The following is a 21,202-nucleotide window of genomic DNA, read 5'->3' as shown; positions in this document are numbered from 1 at the left end:
AAATGAAGTTATTTGCATCCGATAGGAGGTAAATCGGGTGTTCTCGACCTCAAGTACAGGAAAATGCAAGTGGGCAACCAAGGGCCAAAGGCCGAAAAAGTCGAGGATCGCTCGCCCGATGAGTGGGATGTTCAGGCGCGCAACTTGATAAAGGGGGTGATGGCCACCCGCGGTTTTAGGTTTAAAACGCTTGCCGCCCGCCTCGAGGCGTTGGGCTACCCAATATCGGAGAAGGCCCTCGGTCTGCGCGTAAACAGGGGCTCATTTAATTTAGGTTATGCCCTCCTCATGCTTCGAGCTATGGGCGAAACAGAGCTAAGCATCAAGCACATCAAGCTGGGCGCCAGCTGGGTGGAGGCATCGAAGCTGATGGGCTACACGGGCAGAGACATCATTGTTGACGACGCGGACGAGTAAGTTCGCCAAAGGTGAAAGTGGCTTTGGCAGCTGAAGGCGGTCCCTACAACCATCTAAAGACCATGAACCAAGACACCTCAAAAATGAGTTCCGAGGAGCTCCGCGCCATGGCTGCGGTGCTGATGAAGCAAGCCGAGGAGCAGTCTGTAAAGGAGTTCGAAAGCACAATGAACTTCTTGTCAGACAAATTGGTCCGCATGGGGCGCACGAAAAAGGATGCGGTCATCCATCTTTTGAAGATGATGCGCGCGGCCGAGATGGAGTCGACGCTGGCCGATCTTGTTGGTGGTACCCGTACGCCGATGAAGGAGCGCTCGGACCTGGACAGCCACGGCAAACCGCCGGAGGTAGGCGTCACCTATCAGTTGCCTACAGGGGAGACTTGGTCGAGGAAGAGCAAGATGGGCGCAACCAAGCGTGCTTTCGCTGTGCATGCTCGGACCTCTGTCTGGGAGTCAATGAAGACATAGCCCGACCAGGTTGGGGCGATGTGCTCATCGCACGTAGGCGCAACGCGCTCTGTACGTGACTCTGTGCCGAGGGGGTGAAAATGTAGGCATGCGCGCGCCGAAACTTCGCAGGTCTTTAACGGCTTGGCCTGAGTCGCCAGAAGAACTCTTGCAGTTGCTGCAGGCCTATGTTGAGTTAAGGGCGGAGCATCCGCAGGTCGAGTTCGAGGTAGTGCTCTTCCTGCGGCCTTTGCGGCACGAGCAAGTCCAGTCCGTATTGACCTCTGAAGATAGCCTTCGGGCGGCTCGCGACATGCTCGTCGAATACCTCGAGGGCCTCGCATAGCCGCCCTTCTATATACAAAGGCGCTCTTCGAGATTGGAAAAATCGCCTGCGAGGGTTGCTGTTCGAATTTGACGGCTAGCCTTCGAATACAAGCGTAGCCAACATCCAGCCGGTAGATCTTGAGCTCAGAGCTTGACGCTTCCAAAAGCCTTGCAAGCTGCTTCGGCTGTGAACAGGTGCCTATTCCTCGGGTCGGAAATTTTGGCGAAGGTCATGAGGACCTCTGTGGGCACGCACTTGATTGTCTGCAAGGCATCTAAGTCAAGTCGTTCGGCGCGGGACGACACTTCGCCATTCTTTGCTTCTGGGGGCGGCTGTGGTGTTGACATCGCTCCAACGATAGATGGAACTGCCACGTCGAGCAAGTGGTCCGCGCGCAAGTGGTTGTGGTGGTCAAAGCGAACGACTCTTTACCCATCAAAAGAAAATCTCCTTTGAAATCAAGGGTCGGTCCTTGGAGTCTTCCAGCCGGTATTTTCTTAGACACGTTTAGACGAGGTGGACCCACCTTCTGAGGCTGTCTTTGCTTGGACAGGATCGGTCAGCTATACGTTGCGAAGAATCTAATAAAAATCAACAGCTTAGGTTCAAAGCGAACGACTCTTTTACCCAGGGTCGAGCTCGCAAGTGCTTCGAAAGCGAACGACTTTCAATGGGTAATTCAAAGCGAACGACTTAAAACCGAGCGAACGACTCTTTTACCCAGAAGCAATCGAGCGCGGCGACTGGGACCTGTTCCGCACCACGGGCACGGCGCATTTGATGAGCATCTCAGGCTTGCACGTGACCTTGTTTGCTTGGATCGCCATCGCCCTGATCGGCGCTGGCTGGCGGCGGCTCGGCCAACAGGTGCCGGGTGCGCTGCTGGCCGTGCCCGTGCCGTGGGCCGCCGGCTTGGGCGGTGTGGCCCTGGCCACGGCCTACGCGCTGTTCTCCGGCTGGGGCGTGCCTTCGCAGCGCACCGTGCTCATGCTCGCGGTGGTGGTGGGTTTGCGCCTGTCCGTGCGCCATTGGCCCTGGCCGATGGTGTGGCTGCTGGCCATGGCGGCGGTGCTGTTGCTCGACCCGTGGGCGCTGCTGCAGGCGGGCTTCTGGCTCAGCTTCGTGGCCGTGGGCATTCTGTTCGCCACCGACCCCGGCCGGCGTCAGCGTGCGCAGGCCGAAGACCTGCGGCCGTGGCCACGGCGCGCGGCGCGCGCGGTGGTGTCGCTGGTGCGCGAGCAGGGCGTGGTCACGGTGGCGCTCGCGCCGCTCACGCTGCTGCTGTTCGGGCAGTTCTCGGTCGTGGGACTGGCGGCCAACCTGGTGGCGATCCCGTGGGTGACCCTGCTCGTCACGCCGCTGGCGCTGCTCGGCGTGGCCGTGTCCCCGCTGTGGGATGTGGCGGCCTGGGCGGTGCAGGCCATGTCCTTCGTGTTGCAGTGGTTCGCGCAATGGCCCTGGGCCGCGCTGTTCCGGCCCGTCGCACCCTGGACCTTGGCACTGCCGGCGGTGCTGGGCGGGGTGTTGCTGGTGCTGCGCGCACCCTGGGTCGTGCGGCTCGCGGGTGTGCTGTTGCTGTGGCCGGCGGTGTTCTACGAGCCGCCGCGCCCGGTACAGGGGCAATTCGAATTGCTCGCGCTGGACGTGGGGCAGGGCAGCGCCGTGCTGCTGCGCACCGCGCACCACAGCCTGCTGTACGACACCGGCCCACGCTACGGAGCGCAGCCCGATGCGGCGGACGCGGGCGATCGCGTGGTGTTGCCCCTGTTGCGCGCGCTGGGCGAACGGCTGGATGCCGTGGTGGTGAGCCACAGCGACAGCGACCACGCGGGCGGTGCCGCCACGGTGCAGGCCGACCAGCCGCAGGCACGGTGGTTGTCCTCGTTCGACGCCGACCCTGCGCGCCGCTGCGTGGCCGGCCAGCGCTGGCAGTGGGACGGTGTGGACTTCGAAGTGCTCCACCCGCAGCCCGGCGACTATGCGGAGAACGGCCAGGGCCGGCTCTCCAGCAATGCCATGTCCTGCGTGCTGCGCGTGTCCAACGGCGCGCACAGCGCCTGGCTCGGTGGTGACATCGATGCCGCCCACGAAGTGCGGCTGGCGCTGGCGCGGCCCGACGAACGCGCCACGGTGATGCTCGCACCGCACCACGGTAGCCAGACCTCGAGCAGCCCGGTGCTGCTGAACACGTTGCAACCCCGTCTCGTGGTCGTGCAGTCGGGCTACCGCAACCGCTTCAACCACCCGGCGCCCGTGGTGCTGGAACGGTATGCACAGCGGCAGATTCCCTGGGTGAACTCACCGGCCTGTGGTGCGGCGGCCTGGCGCAGCGCCGAGCCCGAGGCGGTGGTGTGCCAGCGCGAGGTCGCTCGGCGGTATTGGCATGCATTGATCAATAAATAGATCAAAATATAAAAAATGATCGTTATATTGATCAAAATGATGCGGGTCTTCTGCGGTTGTGATAAATTTGCTTATCAAATGGCTGAAAAAGATCTACTCAATGAGCATTGTCGACGAGCTTGAAAGCAGCCGCAAAGCCGCGTCACTGACGCAGGACGGGCTTGCGCAGCGCGCCGGTGTGAGCCGCATGACCGTCTCGCGCATCGAGGCCGGCATGGACCCGCGCCTGTCCACCCTGCAGGAGCTGGCCCGGGCCATGGGCATGGAACTCATGCTGGTGCCGCGCGCGCTGCGGGCCGAGGTGGAGGACTTCGTCCGCTCCGGCGGACGCGTGCTGGGGCAGCCCGCGGGTGCGGGGGCGCCCAAGTCCGTGGTCGACCTGCTGGACAAGCCGTCCCGAGGGCGCGGGCCTTGAGCACCTCCATCCGCTACCTGCGCCTGTTCATGCACATCCCCACGGGGGAGCGGCGGGCGATGGGTTATCTCTCGCAGTACGGCGACATCCTGCGCCTGTCCTTCGACGAGTCGTATATCCAGGACGCGCGCAGGCCCACGCTCTCCATGAGTCTGCGCGGCGTGGACGACGCGTCGACCCAGCAGATCCTGCGCGCCACGCGCGACGAGCGCCTGGTGCGCAACGATGGCCGATGGCCGGTGTTCTTCCAGAACCTGCTGCCCGAAGGCCACAACCGGGAGCGGCTCGCGGCGCAACGCGGCTGCACCACCGAAGACGAATTCGAGCTGCTGGCCGCCGCTGGCCACGACCTGATGGGCGCGCTCGAAGTCGAACCGGTGCCCGCCGATGAGGCGATCCCGCACGTGGTGCGCCACTGGCATGCGGCGCTGGGGTTGGACGTGCTGGAGCCTGGCTTCGTCGAGCTGCCCGTGGAGGACGCGGCCTCGCTGCCCGGCATGGTGACGAAGTTCTCCGCCGTGCAGGAGGGGCGGCGCTACGTGGTGCAGCGGCACGGCGTGGTGGGCAGCCACATTCTCAAGCTGCCGAGCACGCGGCATCCCGATCTGGTCGAGAACGAGGCCACGGGCTACCGCTTGTGCGGCGCGCTCGGGCTGGACTGCGCGCGCGCCACGGTCATCACGCGTGAACAGGCGCAACTGCCCGAACCGGTCGAGTTCCCGCACATCCTGGCGGTGGAGCGCTTCGACCGCCGGCACGGCCTGCGCGTGCACATGGAAGAGTTTGCGCAAGTGCTGGGTTACGCACCCAGGCACAAGTACGGCAAAGGCATCGAACGCGACTTTGGCCAGATGCTGCGCCTGCTCAACCGCTACTCCACCCAGCCCGCGCGCGACACGCGCGAGTTCCTCGGCCGCCTCGTCGCCTTCATCCTCATGGGCAACACCGACGCGCACCTGAAGAACTGGGCGCTGATGTACCCCGACGGCGTCGAGCCGCAACTGGCACCGCTGTACGACCCGGTGTGCGTGAGCGCGTTCTTTGCCGGCCTGCCGCCGACGGACTATGGCGTGAACCGCGCCATCGACCGCACGCAGCGCGCCTTCACCTGGGCGCAGCTCGAAGCGCTGATCGAGAGCGCGGGCCTGTTGCGCAAAGGCGTGGTGCTGCGGCATTGCAAGGCGCTGGTTCAAGCGGCACAGGCCGACTGGCCAGCGCTGCTGACGGACGCGCCCGCGAGCGTGAGAGAAGAGGTCCATGCCCGCCTGCGCGGTGGCGTCGCCCTGACGACTGCCTAGGGACAACCCTGGCCTACTCCTTGCTATGCTGTGCTCAGGAGAAAAAGCCCATGAGCAGACCGATGTTTGACGAAATGAACGCCTCGCCCAGCGAGGTCCGGGCCCACTACCTCAACTACGCGCGGTGGCTTGCACAACAACCCGAAGACGTGATGGCGGCCCGGCGCGAAGAAGCCGAAATGATCTTCCGCCGCGTGGGCATCACCTTCGCGGTGTACGGCGCCAAGGACGAAGACGGCTCGGGCACCGAGCGGCTCATTCCCTTCGACCTGATCCCCCGCATCATTCCGGCCCACGAATGGCGCAGCATGGAGGAAGGGCTGGTGCAGCGCGTGACCGCGCTCAACCGCTTCATCCACGACGTCTACCACGGCCAGGACATCATCAAGGCCGGCATCGTGCCGGCCGACCAGATCTTCCAGAACGCGCAGTTCCGCCCCGAGATGATGGGCGTGGACGTACCGCATCAGATCTACTCGCACATCTCCGGCATCGACATCGTGCGCGCGCCCAACGCCGACGGTGTGGGCGAGTACTACGTGCTCGAAGACAACCTGCGCGTGCCCAGCGGCGTGAGCTACATGCTCGAAGACCGCAAGATGATGATGCGCCTGTTCCCCGAACTCTTCGGTGAGAACCGGGTCGCGCCGGTGGCGCACTATCCCGACCTGCTGTTGGAGACCCTGCGCGCCAGCAGCCCGGCCACCACGGCCGAACCCACCGTGGTGGTGCTCACGCCCGGCATGTACAACAGCGCCTACTTCGAGCACGCCTTCCTGGCGCAGCAGATGGGCGTGGAACTCGTGGAGGGCCAGGACCTGTTCGTGAAGGACAACTTCGTCTACATGCGCACCACGCGCGGCCCCCGGCGCGTCGACGTGATCTACCGCCGCGTGGACGACGATTTCCTCGACCCTCTGGTGTTTCGACCCACCTCCACGCTGGGCTGCGCTGGCCTGCTGGGTGTGTACCGCAGCGGCAATGTGGCGATCTGCAACGCGGTGGGCACGGGCGTGGCCGACGACAAATCGATCTATCCCTACGTGCCCAAGATGATCGAGTTCTACCTCGGGCAGAAACCGATCCTCAACAACGTGCCGACCTACATGGGCCGCGAGCCCGAAGACCTCAAATACATCATGGCCCACATGGAAGAGCTGGTGGTGAAAGAGGTGCATGGCGCGGGCGGCTACGGCATGCTGGTCGGGCCGGCCTCGACGAAGGCCGAGGTCGAGGAATTCCGCCAGGCCGTGGCCGCCAACCCCACGGGCTACATCGCCCAGCCCACCTTGTCGCTCTCCACGTGCCCCACTTATGTGCAGAGCGGCGTGGCACCGCGCCACATCGACCTGCGCCCCTTCGTGCTGAGCGGCAAGGAGGTGCAGATGGTGCCGGGCGGCCTGACGCGTGTGGCGTTGAAGGAGGGCTCGCTGGTTGTCAACTCGTCACAAGGCGGTGGCACGAAAGATACTTGGATCTTGGAGGACTGACATGCTTTCGCGCACCGCCGATCACCTTTTCTGGATGTCCCGCTACACCGAGCGCGCCGAGAACACCGCGCGCATGCTGGACGTCAACTACCAGACCTCGTTGCTGCCCCAGTCCGCCGCCGTGGCGCAGGTGGGCTGGGAGGGGCTGCTGGCCATCAGCGAGCTCACCCACGCCTATACGCAGAAATACGGCAAGGAGATCACGCCACGCAATGTGGTCGACTTCATGGTGCGCGACGAGAACAACCCGTCGAGCATCTTTTCCTGCTTGCGGGCCGCGCGCGAGAACGCCCGTGCGGTGCGCGGCGCGCTCACCACCGAGTTCTGGGAAACGCAGAACCAGACCTGGCTGGAGCTCAACCGCACGCTCAAGAGCAAGAACTTCGAGCGCGACCCGAGCGAGTTCTTCGAGTGGGTCAAGTTCCGCTCGCACCTCTCGCGCGGCGTGGCCATCGGCACCATGCTGCAGGACGAGGCTTTCCACTTCTACCGCATGGGCACCTTCCTGGAGCGCGCGGACAACACCGCGCGTCTGCTCGACGTGAAGTTCCACGCCGTGCACAGCGACTTCTTCGGTGCCGCCAGTGAGCTGGACCAGGAATACGACTTCTACCACTGGAGCGCGATCCTGCGCAGCGTGAGCGGCTTCGAGGTCTACCGCAAGGTGTACCGCGACGTGATCACGCCCGAGCGCGTGGCCGAGTTGCTGATGCTGCGCGCCGACATGCCGCGCAGCCTGGCCGCCAGCTTGAACGAAGTGGTGAACAACCTCGCCGTGGTGTCCAACGAGCACAGCGGTGAAACGCTGCGGCGTGCGGGCAAGCTCAAGGCCGATCTGCAGTTCGCGCGCATCGACGAGATCCTGGCGACAGGCTTGCACGCCTTCCTGACGCAGTTCCTCGATCGGATCAACGAGCTCGGCGGCCGCATCAGCCAGGACTTCCTGGTCCCGAGTCATTGAACTCCCCCCTGCGCCGCTTCGCGGCTTCCCCCATCCGTAGCGCGCCTTCGGCGCTTCGAGGGGGGACGGCATCTTGGGCCGGCGCAGCCGTCCCTCGATGCCTCTGGATGACGGCACGCGCGCCGGAGCGGGACGCATCTTGGGCCGGCAGGGGCAGGTGGCCGGGTGCAAAAAAACGGCCTGAACGGCACGCAAAACCGCGCCATCGCTAGCAAAAATCACGGTCATCGCCTGGGCGCTGGCCGGGCCGGGGTCGTCAGCGCCTATCCTGCGCGACAGGTCGGCCGGGCCCTGTTTTTTCCGGATCGGCCGATCAGCCCATCACGGAGTAAGAATGGCCAGCGATCTGGATACGGTAAGGGTGCTGCGTGCCCTGTTCAACGACATGCCTCGGGCGCCGCAGGGCCTCTCGCACGAAGAGACCATGGCCTGGGTGGCGCAGTCAATGTCCGACCACCCCGATGGCGACATGGCCTACATGCTCGAACACATCACCCGCAGCTCCATGCTCGACATCGTGCTGCGCCTGCGCGAGGACGGTTACCTCAAGCAGGACGCGGCCTTCGACAAGACCATCGAACTCATCGCCACGCCCGAGGGGCGCAAGACCTTCATGGACAGCTGCATCCAGGCCCAGAAAAGTTCGGACGCGACCGCGCGCCTCATCAACCGCGCCAAGCGCGAATGGAGCGACCCCTTGCCTTTGTTCAGTTCCGACCCCGGCCTCGTGCGCCAGTTCGTGCGCGGCGAACTCTCCGGCCCCGGCCCCTTGTTCCTTGAGTTCATGGCGCGCGAGGACGTGCGCGAGATCGGCGTCTTTGCCCAGGCGCCCGACGGCATTCACGAATTTTCCTGGGGCTTTGTGGTGGAAGACCAGGGCGCCTGGTTGTTCTATGTCGCCGAGGTCTGGCGCAACGGCACTGTGGGCGGCTTCGACCGCTTCCTCAGCGCCTGGCACCAGGCCACCACCGCGGCGTCCGCCGAGCGCCTGCCGCCCGTGCCCATGGGCCTGCTGATGGAAGACGGCATCAACACCTTCAGCGCCATGACCCTCCAAGGCGCCGGTTCGATGAGCAATCCCGCGTTGCGACGCTGGATCGGCGAGGTGTTTATCGACCGCATGCTGCCGACCATGGCCGCGCGGGTGGTGGATGCGCACTACGACTTTCCGGTGGAGAGCCTGCCGGCGCATTGAAATAGAGAACACCCCCCTGCGCCGCTGACGCGGCTTCCCCCCTCTATTGCGCGCCTTCGGCGCTTGGAGGTGGGACGGCATCTCGGGCCGGCGGAGCCGGACCATTGATGCCCCTGGATGAGGCACTGCTCTCCGGAGGCCGTGCCTTGCTCCCTCGCCCTTCTGGGGAGAGGGTTGGGGTGAGGGGCACGCATGAAGTACCCGCTGAGCGCCTGTGTAGAATCCGCCCCCCGCCGCGCCATGCCCCAGATCGCCGTTCACCAACTCCGCAAGACCTACCGCATCCACGAGCGCGACCCGGGCGTGCTCGGGGCTTTGCGTGCCCTGGCGCGGCCGCGCTACCGCACGGTCGAGGCGCTGTCGGGCGTGTCCTTCGAGCTGCAGCGCGGCGAGCTGCTGGGCTTCATCGGGCCCAATGGGGCGGGCAAGTCCACCACCATCAAGATCCTGGCGGGCATCCTGCGGCCCGACGGCGGGCGCGTCGAGGTCAACGGGCGCGACCCCTTCACCGACCGGCAGGCACACGTGGCGCGCATCGGCGTGGTCTTCGGCCAGCGTACCCAGCTGTGGTGGGACCTGCCGGTGGGCGATGGCTTCGCGCTGCTGCGCGACATCTACCGCATCGAGCCGGTGCGCTTCGCCCGCACGCGCGACGAGCTGGTGGCGCTGCTCCAGCTCGATCGCCTGCTCGACCAGCCGGTGCGCCAGTTGTCGCTGGGCCAGCGCATGCGGGCCGAGATCGCGGCGGCGCTGCTGCACGAGCCCGAGATTCTGTTTCTCGACGAACCCACCATCGGGCTCGATGCCCCCTCCAAGCTCGCCGTGCGCGACTTCGTGCGCCGCGCCAACCGCGAGCGCGGCACCACCGTGCTGCTGACCACGCACGACATGCACGACATCGAAGCCTTGGCCGAGCGCGTGATCGTGATCGGGCACGGCCGCGTGCTGGCCGATGGCGCGGTCGAGGCGCTGCGCGCCCAGGTGGTGGCCGCGCGGCGCTTGAACGATGGCCTGCCCGAAGACGCGGAAGACGAAGGCATGACCATCGAGGCCGTGATCGCGCGCTTCTACGCCATGCACGGCGCGACCGAACCCTGAGAGCGCTTCTCCCATGGCTCCCCGCGATCTTCTGCGCCCGTATGGCGCGGCCTTTGCCTCCCGCTTCCTGCAGATGCTGCAATACCGCACCGCGGCCTATGCGGGCTTTGTCACACAGTGCTGGTGGGGCGGCATCAAGGTCATGGTGCTGATGGCGTTCTACAACGGCGCCTCGGAGGCGGATGCGCCGATGTCCCTGGCACAGGCCATCACCTACACCTGGCTCGCGCAGGGCCTGTTGGCGCTGCTGCCATGGTTGGGCGACCCCGAGGTGGCGCAGGCCGTGCGCACGGGCGCCGTGGCCTACGACCGCCTGCGGCCGGTCGACGCCTATGGGTTCTGGTTCGTGCGCTCGGCGGGCTGGGCGGCGGCACGCGTGCTGCCGCGCGCGGCGCTGATGCTGGCGTTCGCGGGCGTGGCCTTGCCGCTGGCAGGTCTGGGCGAGTGGGCGTGGCAACCGCCGGCCGGCATGGCCGCGGGCATCGGCTTCACCTTGTCGGTGTTGCTCGCCCTGCTGTTGTCGACCTCGATGGTGATGTTGCTCAACATCGCCACGGTGTCGGCGCTCAGCGAGCGCGGCATCAATGCGCTGGCCGCGCCCCTGGTCATCGTGTTCTCCGGCAACCTGCTGCCGCTGGCGCTGCTGCCCGACGCATGGCAGACCGCATTGCTCCTGCAGCCCCTGGCGGGCGTGATGGACATTCCCGCGCGCATCTATTTTGGGGAGTTCTCGGGTGCGGCCGTGCTGGGCGGGTTGGCGCTGCAGGCGGCGTGGATGGCCGTGATCGTGCTGGTGGGCCGGGTGGCCATGGGCCGCACCATGCGCCGGCTGGAAGTGCAGGGCGGATGAAGCGCATGGGCATGGGCTCGCTGGGCATGTTCACCCGCCTCGCCGTGGCCTCGTTGAGTGGCCAGGCGCGCTACCCGGCCTCGGCGCTGATGCTCACCCTGGGCCAGTTCCTGGCCACCGGCATCGAGGTGGTCGCGGTGTGGGCGCTGTTCCACCGCTTCGGCGACGTGCAGGGCTGGCGCCTGGGCGAGGTGGCCTTGTTCTACGGGTTGGTGAACTGCATGTTCGCCGTCGCCGATGCCCTGGGGCGCGGCTTTGATACGCTGGGCACCGAGTTTCTGCGCACCGGTGCGTTCGACCGCCTGCTGCTGCGCCCGCGCCCGCTGGCGCTGCAGCTGATGGGGCACGACGTGCGCATCAGCCGCCTCGGCCGCCTGGCGCAGGGGCTGTTGGTGCTCGCTTTTGCGACGTCCGCGGCAGGCATCGTGTGGACCCCGTCCACGGTCGCCATCGCGTTGTTCGCGCTGGCTGGCGGCGTGGCCTTGTTCCTCGGCATTCTGGTGCTGCAGGGCACGCTGTCGTTCTGGACCGTGGAGAGCCTGGAGGTCGCCAATGTGTTGACCTACGGTGGCGTGCAGGCGGCGCAGTACCCGCTGGCCTTGTACGAACGCTGGTTCCGCGCGGTGCTTACCTTCGCGGTGCCGCTGGCCTGTGTGGCGTACTACCCCGCGCTGGCCATCCTCGGCAAAGCCGATCCGCTGGGCGCACCGGGCTGGGTGGGTGGGGTGTCGCCCGTGGCCGGATTCGTGTTCCTCGCGCTCGCTTTTGGTGCGTGGCGCATCGGGTTGCGCCGTTACGCTTCGACGGGCAGTTGAAGGTTGCCTGTCGGTGCAAACCTACGACACCATCCGGTTCGTCCGACGGGTTCAGGCACGTCCGGTATTACGATGGAGGCTGTGACCGGTTCTTGAGCCGGGGGTGCAACAAAACTTCGGAGAATGCATATGACCCGGGCAAATACCGTGTGCATCTGGTACGAGGGTGGCGCTGTTGAAGCGGCGCAGTTCTATGCGAAGACGTTTGCGGACAGTTCGGTGGGCGCGGTCATGCGCGCGCCGGGCGACTACCCCGATGGCAAGGAAGGCGATGTGCTGACGGTCGAGTTCACCGTCATGGGCATTCCCTGCGTGGGGCTCAACGGTGGCCCGCAGTTCAAGCAAAGCGAAGCGTTTTCCTTTCAGATCGCGACCGACGACCAGAACGAAACCGACCGCCTGTGGAACGCCATCGTGGGCAACGGTGGGCAGGAGAGCGTGTGCGGCTGGTGCAAGGACCGCTGGGGCGTCTCCTGGCAGATCACGCCGCGTGTGCTCACCGAGACCATGGCGGGCCCCGATCGCGCCGCGGCCAGGCGCGTGTTCGACGCAATGCAGAAAATGGCGAAGATCGACATCGCGACGATCGAGGCCGCACGGCGCGGCTGATCGCCTCCCACAGCGCAACCAGCACGCGCCTACCCACTGCGATCTTCGGTTTTCCGGGTGCCGCGCAGATTCAAGGCCGCCAGCCCCACCTGCAAGGCGATGAGCGCATGCGCTCCCGCATGCCAGCCCCAGACCACCCACAGGACATTGCTGGCCAGAAACAGCCAGAAGCCGGCGTTGCGCCGTGGGGCGTGGCGGGATGCCACCAGCCAGGACGCCAGCAGCGTGACCAGCATGGCAGGCCATTGCAGGGCATTGAGCAGATCCATCGTGCGAGTTTGAAGTGGTGCGTGCCGGATGGTGCCGGCATCTGCACGCGCCGACTGTTCGACACGGCACACAGGCGGATGGAAAAATTTGCCGCAAGAAACAAGAAGCGGTAAAGCCGGGACCCTGCCACGAAGAGCGGTGCCGGGCGGGCGCGCGGATTGCCACGTGCGGGTCTTCGATCACCCAAGGCGAGGTGCGTCATGTTTGCGCTCTACGGTCCCTGGTGGGAGTTGCCTGTCAGGGCCGCCATCATCTACCTGGTGCTGCTGGTGCTGGTGCGCGTCTCGGGCAAGCGCACGGTGGGCCAGTTCACACCGTTCGATCTGCTCGTGGTCATGTTGCTGAGCGAGTCCGTGTCCTCGGGCCTCAGCGGCGGGGAAGATTCGGTGACGGGAGGTCTGCTCGCGGCCGCCACCTTGGTCGGGCTCAACGCGTTGGTCGCACTGGTCAGTGCACGCAGCATGCGCATGCAGACGCTCGTGGAAGGCGCGCCGGTGCTGATCGGGCGCGATGGCAGGATTTTCGACCAGACGCTGCGGCGCAACCACGTGCCGCGGCTGGATGTGGAGCGGGCCCTGCGCGAAGCCGATTGCGACTTGAAAGACATGCAATACGCGTTCCTGGAGGCCGATGGGGGGATCAGCGTGCTGAAAGAGTCGTCGGCCTCGGTGCGGCCAGTAGGTGGCCCCGATGGATGAGTCCGACCTGCCTCGCAGCCGCCGAGCGCTGCTGCTGATCGACTTCATCAACCCGCTGGACTTTCCGCAAGCGCCTGACCTGGCCCCCTCGGCCTTGACTGCCGCGAAGGCGGCGAGCAGGCTGGCCCGTGCCGCGCGCGATCGCAACATCCCCGTGATCTACGCCAACGACAACTTTGGCCGCTGGCGCTCGGACTTTTCCACCCTGGTGGTGCGCCTGAGCAAAGGCCACAGCCCCAGCGCGTCCATCGCTCGTCTGCTGCGGCCCCAACGCGGCGACCTCACACTGCTCAAGCCGATGCATTCGGCGTTCTTCGGTACGCCGCTGGACATCCTCCTGGACCAGATCGGTGTGCGTTCTCTGATCATCGCGGGCCTGGCCACGGACATCTGCATCCAGTTGAGCGCCGCCGATGCGTTTTTGCGGCGCCTGTCGGTGCATGCCCCCGAAGACTGCACCGCGGCCGAGTCGCCGCAGAAAAAAGAAGCGGCCCTGGCCTACATGCGCGACATCCTCAAGTGCGACACGCGACCGTGGCAGCGCTCGCGCTGGTGGGCGTAGGCACGCGCTTTGCCATGTGCAGGAGCGGTCGGTCCATCGCGACGGCTGCTTTCCTTTCCACACATACGCAGGAGAAACTCCATGGCATCGAGCAACCAGAGTCAGCAGAGTGAACAAGGCCAACAAGGCCAACAAGGCCAACAAGGTCAGGGTCAGCAAGACCAAGGTCAGCAGCGCCCGAATCAGCAGGGTCAACAAGGGCGACCAGGCCAGAGCCAGCAAGACCAGGGCCAGCAGCGCCAGGGGCAGCAGGGTGACCAGAACAAGCAGCCCGGACAACGCGAGCAAAGCAACCCGGGCGGCTCCGATCAACAGGGTCGCAATACCCTGAACCCTTCCATTCAGCAGGACAACGACCGCAGCGGTGCGCGTCAGCAGCAAGGCGGAAATACCGACCGCCAGCGCGTCGAAGACGGCGAATGACGAACGCGCCGGTTGCTTTGCCCGGCTGCAGCGTCAGCGGGCAGGGCGACCGGCCACGATAGAACACACACGTACCCCCACGACGCATCAGGAGAATTTCAATGAGCACCACCCGCACGACGGCAGACGCCTGCACCCTTCTGGACAACGACCACAAAGCCGTCAAGAAGATGTTCAAGGCATACGAGGAACTGACGCAATCCAAGGCACGCGGCACCGAAAAGAAAAAGCTGGAACTGGCGCAACAGATCTGCCAGGAACTGACGGTTCACGCCCAGATTGAAGAAGAGATCTTCTACCCGGCCTTGCGCGAGGCCTTGAGCGAGACCGACCTCTTGGCCGAGGCCGAAGTCGAGCACGCCAGCGCGAAGGACCTCATCGCCCAGATCGAGGCCATGGACACGGCGGACGAAATGTTCGATGCCAAGGTGACGGTGCTGGGCGAATACATCGACCACCACGTGAAGGAAGAGCGCAACGAGATCTTTCCGAAGGCACGGGCTGCGCGCAAGCTCGATTTGGTGGCCATGCGTGATGAGCTGCAGGCGCGCAAGGACGCCCTGATGGGCGTGGAAGTGGCCTGAGTGGCAACGGCGTGAATCCGCACTTTGGAGCTTTCCCATGACACCTCCCAATTCATCCAATAACAGCAATCCCGAGAAGTCCTTGAAGAGCGCGGCGCCGCGGGCGGCCGCGCGCAACACGGACAGTGGACCCTCCAAAGTGACGCCTGCCGAGGACCCCGCCGCCGTCAAAGCACTGCAGGCGGGTCATCTGGCTGAAGCCATGCCGTTCAACGCCAACAAGGCGGGCGAGCATGGCTTTGACCAGGGTGTGGCGGTGGAAGCCGGCGCCACCGTCGAGCCCGAGTCCCGTCTGCCCACGGGCAGCACCCTGTCGGAGGAGAACCACTCGGAGAAGACCGGCAGTTCTGCCGCCGATGGCATGAACTGGACCATCGAGTCGCTGGACCGCGCGCGCGTCGATTCGTCGGGCCAGAGGCTCACGACCAACCAGGGCGTGCCCATCGCCGACAACCAGAACTCGCTCAAGGTCGGTCTGCGCGGCCCGGCGCTGCTCGAAGACTTCATCCTGCGCGAGAAGATCACGCACTTCGACCACGAGCGCATTCCCGAGCGCATCGTGCACGCCCGGGGTTCGGGCGCCCATGGCTATTTCGAATGTTATGAACCGCTGACCGAGCTCACCCGCGCGGCGCCCTTCCAGGAGGCGGGCAAGGTCACGCCGGTGTTCGTGCGCTTCTCCACCGTGCAGGGCGAGCGCGGCTCCAAGGACACCGCGCGCGACGTGCGTGGCTTCGCGGTGAAGTTCTACACCGACGAAGGCAACTGGGACCTGGTGGGCAACAACATGCCGGTGTTCTTCATCCAGGACGCGATGAAGTTCCCGGACCTGGTGCACGCGGTCAAGCCTGAGGCGCACCACCAGATGCCGCAGGCGGCCAGCGCGCACGACACGTTCTGGGACTTCGTCTCGCTCATGCCCGAGTCCACGCACATGCTGATGTGGGTCATGTCCGACCGCGCGATACCGCGCAGCTACGCCACCATGCAGGGCTTTGGCGTGCACACCTTCCGCATGGTCAACGCCGAAGGCGATTCGGTCTTCGTCAAGTTCCATTGGGAGCCGGTGTACGGCACGCATTCGCTGGTGTGGGACGAAGCCGTGAAGATCTCGGGCGCCGATCCGGACTACCACCGCCGCGACCTGTGGGAGCGCATCGAGGCCGGGGTGTACCCGGAATGGGAATTGGGTATCCAGGTCTTCACCGAAGAACAGGCCGATGCCTTCAGTTTCGACATCCTCGATGCGACCAAGATCGTGCCCGAAGAACTCGTGCCGGTGCGCAAGGTGGGGCGCATGGTGCTCAACCGCAACCCCGACAACTTCTTCGCCGAAACCGAGCAGGTGGCGTTCTGTGCGGCCCACATCGTTCCCGGCCTCGATTTCTCCAACGACCCTTTGCTGGCGGGTCGCATCCATTCCTACGTGGACACGCAGATCAGCCGCCTTGGCGGTCCGAACTTCCACGAGATCCCGATCAACGCGCCACTGGCACCGGTGCACAACAACCAGCGCGACGGCATGCACCGGCAGGCGATCCACCGGGGCCGCGTGAACTACGAGCCCAACTCGCTGGGTGGCGGTTGCCCTTTCCAGGCGGGTGCCGCACAAGGCTTCGTGTCGGTGCCCGCGCGCATCGCGGCGCGCGACGAGCAAGGCAAGGTGCGCGCCAAACCCGAGAAGTTCGCCGACCACTACACGCAGGCCACGCTGTTCTACGAAAGCCAGACGCCCGTGGAGCAGGCGCACATTGCCGCGGCATTCCGTTTCGAACTGTCCAAGGTCACGGTGCCGGCGATCCGCGAGCGCATGGTGTCGTCCTTGCGCAATGCGTCCGAGGCGCTTGCCGCGCAGGTGGCGGCCGGGCTGGGCATGCGCGAATTGCCGCCCGCCATGCCGCGTGTGCTGGAGGAGCCGGCGCCCGCGGAAGTGATGCACTCGCCCGCGCTCTCGCTCAAGGCGCGCCCGGGCGACGGCTCCATCAAGGGGTGCAAGGTGGCACTGCTGGTGGCCGACGGCGTAGAGGGCCAGTCGGCGCGGCAGGTGCATGCGGCCTTGTTCGAGCAGGGCGCCGTGCCTCGCTTCGTCGCGCCGCGCATCGGGGCCGTGAAGACCGCGGATGGCGTGCCGATCGATGCCGACGCATCGCTGGAAAACGAGCCGGGCTTTCTGTTCGACGCGCTGGTGCTGCCCGATGGCGCCGATGGCGTCGCCGCGTTGTCCGGGGACGGCCATACGCGCGAGTTCATCCTGGACCAGTACCGCCATTGCAAGCCCATCATGGCGCTGCCGGCCTCGCAAGCGCTGCTCGACCTGAGCGACATCCCGCGCGTACTGCCCTCGGGCGACCCCGATCCGGGGCTGGTGACAGGGCTTGACATCGGCGCATTCGTCGCCGCCTTGGCTGTGCGCCGCCACCCCGAGCGCGAGACCGATCCGCAGGTGGGCGTCAGCTGACGGTCTTGAACACGTCGCTCAGTTGCTGGAGGTCCGCGGGTTTGATGATGTGGTGGTCAAAACCCGCGGCCATGATGCGTTCGCGGTCGGTCGACTGCCCCCACCCGGTCAGCGCGACCAGCACTACCCCGGCGGTGGCTGGGTCGGCGCGGATGCGCGCGGCCAGCGCATACCCATCGATCAAGGGCATGCCGATATCGACGAAGGCGACGGTGGGCGGGCAGGCCGCCAGGGCGGACAGTGCTTCTTCGCCCCCGTAGGCGACCGATGCACTGCCCCCCATCAGCCGCAGCAGTTCGGCCAGCGAGTCGGCCGCGTCGCGGTTGTCGTCGACCACGAGGATGCGTTGGCCCCGAGCCACCTGTTCGACCGCGCGGATGGATGGCTCTTCGGGTTGTGGCGCGCGCGACGCCTGAAGGGGCAACGCTACCGTGATCGTGGCCCCACCTTCGCGGCCCGGGCTGGCCGCGGTGACCGTGCCGCCGTGCAGCTCCACGAGGCTGCGCACCAGCGTGAGGCCGATGCCCAGGCCCCCCTGTGCGTGGCGCGAGGTGTCGCTCATCTGCACGAACATGTCGAACACCGAATCCAGCATGTCCGCGGGGATGCCGATGCCTGAGTCGGCGACTTGCACGCACACGGTGTCGCCGTGCGGCCGCATCGACACCACGATGCGTCCTTGCGCCGGCGTGAACTTCGCGGCGTTGTTGATCAGGTTGGCGAACACCTGGGTCAGACGGACCGCATCGCCTTGCACCGCGCAGGGCGCGGTGGAGAGGTCCATCACCAGTTCGTGCCGCGCCGAGGCCAGCAGCGGCTTGCTGACTTCGGCCGCGTCCCGCAGCACGCGGTCCAGGGCGACCGGGGCCAGCTGCAATTCGACCTTGCCGCGCGTGATGCGCGAGACTTCCATGAGATCGTCGATGAGCCGCACCATGTGCGTCACCTGTCGGTCCATCATGGCGTACAGCGGTTTCGCTGTCTCCGGTGGCGGCTGCTTTTCCGAAAGGATGCTCAGGGCGGTGCGCAGCGGCGCGAGCGGGTTGCGCAGTTCGTGCGCCAGCGTGGCCAGGAACTCGGTCTTGCGCTGGTCCGCTTCGCGCAGACCTTCCAGCGTGGCCCGCAACTGGTACTGCCGCCGCCGTGCGGCCAACGCGGTGCGCACCGCGCTCACCAGCGAGGACACGCGCATCGGCCGTTCGAGCACGGTGAGGTTGGCCAGTTGCTCGACAGCTTCAGAGATCACCAGCGACTCCAGGCCCGAGCGCGCCACGACGATCACGGGAATGTCGGACCAGGGCGCCTGCGCGCGCAGAGCCAGCATCACCCGGCCAAAACCCTGGTCGCTCAGGACTTCTTCCGCGATCAACACGGCGCCCGCGCCGCGCGCCATCTCGCTGGCCAGCATGGCGGCGTCGGCGCAGCTCTCGGCCTCGATGTCCGAGCGCGCCAACAACTGCGTGGTCATGGCCGCGTCTTTCGCCGTCACCATGCGCAGCAGCACACGCAACTCGTGCGACGGCGCGCTCCCCTCCGTCATGCCGATGGGGAGTCGGTGCCCGCTCCCGGGCCTTGCAGCGGCACCGGTACGCCGGTGAGAATGCCGCGGAATTGCCGCAAAGGCGGGCCCAGCAGAATTCCCCGGGCACCCATGGTGAAGCTCCGAATGCTGCGCTCGTGCAGGCCACTGCGCTTCTTCAGCACCGAGATGGCCTGGTGCACCTCGCCGTCGGCTTCGAAGTAGCGCATCAGCACGATGGCGTCGGCCAGGTAGCTCGCGTCCACGGGGGAGTGCATCTGCGATCCTATGAGGCCGTGCTGCGCGCCGATCAACAGGGTGGCCACGCCGGCCTGGCCGAGGAAGGTCAGCAATTCGTGCAGCTGCACGATGAGGAAGCGCTCATCGGGCATGGCATTGAGATAGCCGTTCAGGCTGTCGATCACCACCACGCTCGCGTGGTGCTCCTGGACCGCCTGCCGGATTTCATGGACGAATTCGCCGGGAGAGAGTTCGGCCGGGTCGATCTGGCGCACGCGGATGAGGCCCGAGTCTATGAGTCCCCCGATCGGCATGCCCATGCCCTCGCAGCGGGTGCGCAAGGTGGCGACGCTTTCGTCGAAGATGAACAGGGCCGCTGTCTCGCCGCGTTCGGCCGCGGCCAGGGCGAACTGCATCGCCACGCTGGATTTGCCCGTGCCCGGTGCACCGACGAACAGCGTGCTGGTGCCGCGTTCGATGCCGCCGCCCAGCAGGTCGTCGAGTTCCTGCAGGCCGCTGGGCAGTTTGGTCTGGCGCACGGGCTCGACGTGCTCAGCCGCCACGAGGCGCGGGAACACGGTCAGGCCGCCGCGCACGATCTTGTAGTCGTGGTAGCCGCCGCGAAACGCCTGGCCGCGGTACTTGAGCACGGTGAGGCGGCGCCGGGAGTTGCCATAGTCGGGGGTGATCTGCTCCATGCGCAGCACCGCGTGCGAGATGCTCTGCACCTGCAGGTCGTGTTCGGTGGCGGTCATGTCGTCCAGCAGCATCACGGTGCAGTGGCGTCCCGCGAAGAACTGCTTGAGCGCCAGGATCTGGCGCCGGTAGCGCAAGGAACTGCCCGCCAGCAGGCGCAGCTCGGACAAGGAGTCGAATACCACGCGGGTCGGGTTGATGCGTTCCACGTCGGCGAGGATGCGGACCGTGGTCTCGCCCAGCTCCACTTCGGAGGGGTGAAAGACGGTGTACTGCTCGTCGGGCGACAGCGCGTCCGCGGCAGGCAGCATTTCGCGGATCTCGATGCCGTCCAGATGCCAGCCGTGGGAATGCGCAACTCCCTCCAGTTCGTCGGCGGTTTCCGACAGGGTGATGTAGAGCACCGGCTCGCCTTGCCGCACACCCTCCATCAGGAATTGCATCGCGATGGTGGTCTTGCCCGAGCCGGGTGTGCCTTCCACCAGATACAGGCGGCCCGGTGTGAGGCCACCGCCCAGGATGTCGTCCAGACCGGCAACGCCCGTGCCGAGCGGCGCGCTGGGGGATGGGGGAGCTGAAGCGTGTGGGGTCACCGTGCTCATGGTCCTCTCGTTTTCGGATGGAAAGGCCACTATACGCGCGATCATCCGCCACCCAGGAGGCTCGGAAATCCCGGCGGCTTGCGGTGCCATACTCGTGGCCCCTCTTCTCCAAAGGACTTGGACCATGCGCGGCATGCTGGATTTCAGTTCTTGGTCGACCGTGGCGACCACGCTCCTCGGGCTGGTGTTCGCCTCCCTGGTGCTGGTGGGTATCCGGCTGGTGTTCATGCAGACGTTCCAGCGCCGGCGCGAGCGCGAGAACCGGCAGATCAACGAGCGTCTCAAGGTGCTGATCGCGGCCTACAAGACACTCGGCGGTTCTTTCACCGGGGACTTGCGCGTGGACCCCACGCACCTGCGCGAGAGGCGGCACGAGGCCGCCGAGGAGGGGGGCGATGCCGACGCCCCTGGCACCGTGGCCGAGCGCCGCCGCCGCATCCGCGATGCCGTGGAGGCTGCGCTCTCGGACGTGATCCTGTTGGGCACGCCTGAGCAGGTGGAGCTCGCCGCGCGGGCCGCGAACGACATGGTGGCCGGTCGTAACGTGGACACCGCGGCCTTGGTGGTGTCGCTGCGCCATTTCATCCGCGCAGCGCTGGATCTCACGCCGATTCCCGCGACGCTTGCCGTGCCGAACCAGGGGCCATTGCGCGTGTCTGGCGCAAGCTCGGGTGCCGCGGGTCGGCGCGGTGCCGACGCTTCGGGCGCGCGCGCGGGTGGCGCGCGTGGTGGAGGTGGAGGTGGCGGTGGCGCCGGCCTGGGAATGGGGATGGGGATGGGGATGGGCGTCGGCGCGAGTGAGGCGTCGGACAGATCTTGAGC

The 21,202-nt window shown here is 66.0% G+C and carries 21 protein-coding genes; 18 read left to right on the top strand and 3 right to left on the bottom strand.

The features are described from left to right. Positions 1-63 precede the first annotated feature (63 nt). The 12 genes from F9K07_RS20680 to F9K07_RS20625 all read left to right on the top strand — a co-directional run bounded on the left by F9K07_RS20680 (position 64) and on the right by F9K07_RS20625 (position 12,328). Positions 64-417 (top strand): DUF6471 domain-containing protein, encoded by a 354-nt coding sequence (locus tag F9K07_RS20680; RefSeq protein ID WP_159595215.1) that lies wholly within the window; start codon positions 64-66, stop codon positions 415-417. A gap of 62 nt (positions 418-479) precedes the next feature. Then, complete coding sequence (locus tag F9K07_RS20675) at positions 480-887, top strand: hypothetical protein (protein ID WP_159595214.1); 408 nt, start codon at positions 480-482, stop codon at positions 885-887. Between the two features lie 1,036 nt (positions 888-1,923). Next, positions 1,924-3,597, top strand: coding sequence for a DNA internalization-related competence protein ComEC/Rec2 (locus F9K07_RS20670; protein WP_159597031.1), 1,674 nt, complete (start codon positions 1,924-1,926; stop codon positions 3,595-3,597). 100 nt (positions 3,598-3,697) lie between these two features. Further along, positions 3,698-4,012: a helix-turn-helix domain-containing protein gene (locus tag F9K07_RS20665; RefSeq protein WP_159595213.1), complete on the top strand. Its 315-nt coding sequence runs from the start codon at positions 3,698-3,700 to the stop codon at positions 4,010-4,012. Continuing rightward, positions 4,009-5,310: a type II toxin-antitoxin system HipA family toxin gene (locus tag F9K07_RS20660; RefSeq protein ID WP_159595212.1), complete on the top strand. Its 1,302-nt coding sequence runs from the start codon at positions 4,009-4,011 to the stop codon at positions 5,308-5,310. Before F9K07_RS20665 ends, F9K07_RS20660 begins: the two co-directional genes overlap by 4 nt. Positions 5,311-5,360: 50 nt before the next feature. Next, positions 5,361-6,800, top strand: coding sequence for a circularly permuted type 2 ATP-grasp protein (locus tag F9K07_RS20655; RefSeq protein WP_159595211.1), 1,440 nt, complete (start codon positions 5,361-5,363; stop codon positions 6,798-6,800). Position 6,801: 1 nt separating this feature from the next. Beyond that, entirely contained in the window at positions 6,802-7,761 is a 960-nt protein-coding gene (locus F9K07_RS20650; protein ID WP_159595210.1) for an alpha-E domain-containing protein, read from the top strand. A gap of 334 nt (positions 7,762-8,095) precedes the next feature. Beyond that, on the top strand, positions 8,096-8,956 hold the full coding sequence (locus tag F9K07_RS20645) for a hypothetical protein (protein WP_159595209.1): 861 nt from the start codon (positions 8,096-8,098) through the stop codon (positions 8,954-8,956). A gap of 240 nt (positions 8,957-9,196) precedes the next feature. After that, positions 9,197-10,054 (top strand): ABC transporter ATP-binding protein, encoded by an 858-nt coding sequence (locus F9K07_RS20640; protein WP_159597030.1) that lies wholly within the window; start codon positions 9,197-9,199, stop codon positions 10,052-10,054. Positions 10,055-10,067: 13 nt separating this feature from the next. Then, positions 10,068-10,904, top strand: a complete 837-nt coding sequence (locus F9K07_RS20635) for an ABC transporter permease (RefSeq protein ID WP_159595208.1) — start codon at positions 10,068-10,070, stop codon at positions 10,902-10,904. Positions 10,905-10,915: 11 nt separating this feature from the next. After that, complete coding sequence (locus tag F9K07_RS20630) at positions 10,916-11,719, top strand: ABC transporter permease (RefSeq protein WP_159597029.1); 804 nt, start codon at positions 10,916-10,918, stop codon at positions 11,717-11,719. A gap of 129 nt (positions 11,720-11,848) precedes the next feature. Continuing rightward, positions 11,849-12,328, top strand: a complete 480-nt coding sequence (locus tag F9K07_RS20625) for a VOC family protein (RefSeq protein WP_159595207.1) — start codon at positions 11,849-11,851, stop codon at positions 12,326-12,328. A 29-nt stretch (positions 12,329-12,357) separates the two neighbouring features. Here F9K07_RS20625 and F9K07_RS20620 read toward each other — a convergent pair whose 3' ends face one another. Then, positions 12,358-12,597, bottom strand: a complete 240-nt coding sequence (locus F9K07_RS20620; RefSeq protein ID WP_159595206.1) for a hypothetical protein — start codon at positions 12,595-12,597, stop codon at positions 12,358-12,360. A gap of 201 nt (positions 12,598-12,798) precedes the next feature. On the opposite strand from F9K07_RS20620, the gene F9K07_RS20615 reads away from it, so the two are divergent. The 5 genes from F9K07_RS20615 to F9K07_RS20595 all read left to right on the top strand — a co-directional run bounded on the left by F9K07_RS20615 (position 12,799) and on the right by F9K07_RS20595 (position 17,323). Next, a complete protein-coding gene (locus tag F9K07_RS20615; protein ID WP_159595205.1) occupies positions 12,799-13,296 on the top strand; it encodes a DUF421 domain-containing protein in 498 nt (165 codons plus the stop codon). Then, a complete protein-coding gene (locus F9K07_RS20610) occupies positions 13,289-13,858 on the top strand; it encodes a cysteine hydrolase family protein (protein WP_159595204.1) in 570 nt (189 codons plus the stop codon). Before F9K07_RS20615 ends, F9K07_RS20610 begins: the two co-directional genes overlap by 8 nt. 81 nt (positions 13,859-13,939) lie before the next feature. Next, the gene (locus F9K07_RS20605) at positions 13,940-14,281 is read left to right on the top strand and encodes a hypothetical protein (protein ID WP_159595203.1); all 342 of its coding nucleotides are present in this window, start codon (positions 13,940-13,942) and stop codon (positions 14,279-14,281) included. A 101-nt stretch (positions 14,282-14,382) separates the two neighbouring features. After that, entirely contained in the window at positions 14,383-14,865 is a 483-nt protein-coding gene (locus tag F9K07_RS20600; protein ID WP_159595202.1) for a hemerythrin domain-containing protein, read from the top strand. A 37-nt stretch (positions 14,866-14,902) separates the two neighbouring features. After that, positions 14,903-17,323 (top strand): catalase, encoded by a 2,421-nt coding sequence (locus F9K07_RS20595; RefSeq protein ID WP_159595201.1) that lies wholly within the window; start codon positions 14,903-14,905, stop codon positions 17,321-17,323. Here the strand turns inward: F9K07_RS20595 and F9K07_RS20590 are convergent. Next, complete coding sequence (locus tag F9K07_RS20590) at positions 17,316-18,863, bottom strand: ATP-binding protein (RefSeq protein ID WP_236581385.1); 1,548 nt, start codon at positions 18,861-18,863, stop codon at positions 17,316-17,318. The genes F9K07_RS20595 and F9K07_RS20590 overlap by 8 nt on opposite strands. Further along, on the bottom strand, positions 18,860-20,380 hold the full coding sequence (locus F9K07_RS20585; protein ID WP_159595200.1) for an ATPase domain-containing protein: 1,521 nt from the start codon (positions 20,378-20,380) through the stop codon (positions 18,860-18,862). Before F9K07_RS20585 ends, F9K07_RS20590 begins: the two co-directional genes overlap by 4 nt. Before the next feature lie 124 nt (positions 20,381-20,504). Here F9K07_RS20585 and F9K07_RS20580 point away from each other — a divergent pair, with 124 nt between their 5' ends. Then, positions 20,505-21,200, top strand: a complete 696-nt coding sequence (locus tag F9K07_RS20580) for a hypothetical protein (protein WP_159595199.1) — start codon at positions 20,505-20,507, stop codon at positions 21,198-21,200. Positions 21,201-21,202 lie beyond the last annotated feature (2 nt).

Origin of the sequence: Hydrogenophaga sp. BPS33 (assembly GCF_009859475.1) — a bacterium.
Classification (GTDB): Bacteria; Pseudomonadota; Gammaproteobacteria; order Burkholderiales; family Burkholderiaceae_C; genus Hydrogenophaga.
This window is presented reverse-complemented; position numbering and strand designations above follow the sequence as displayed.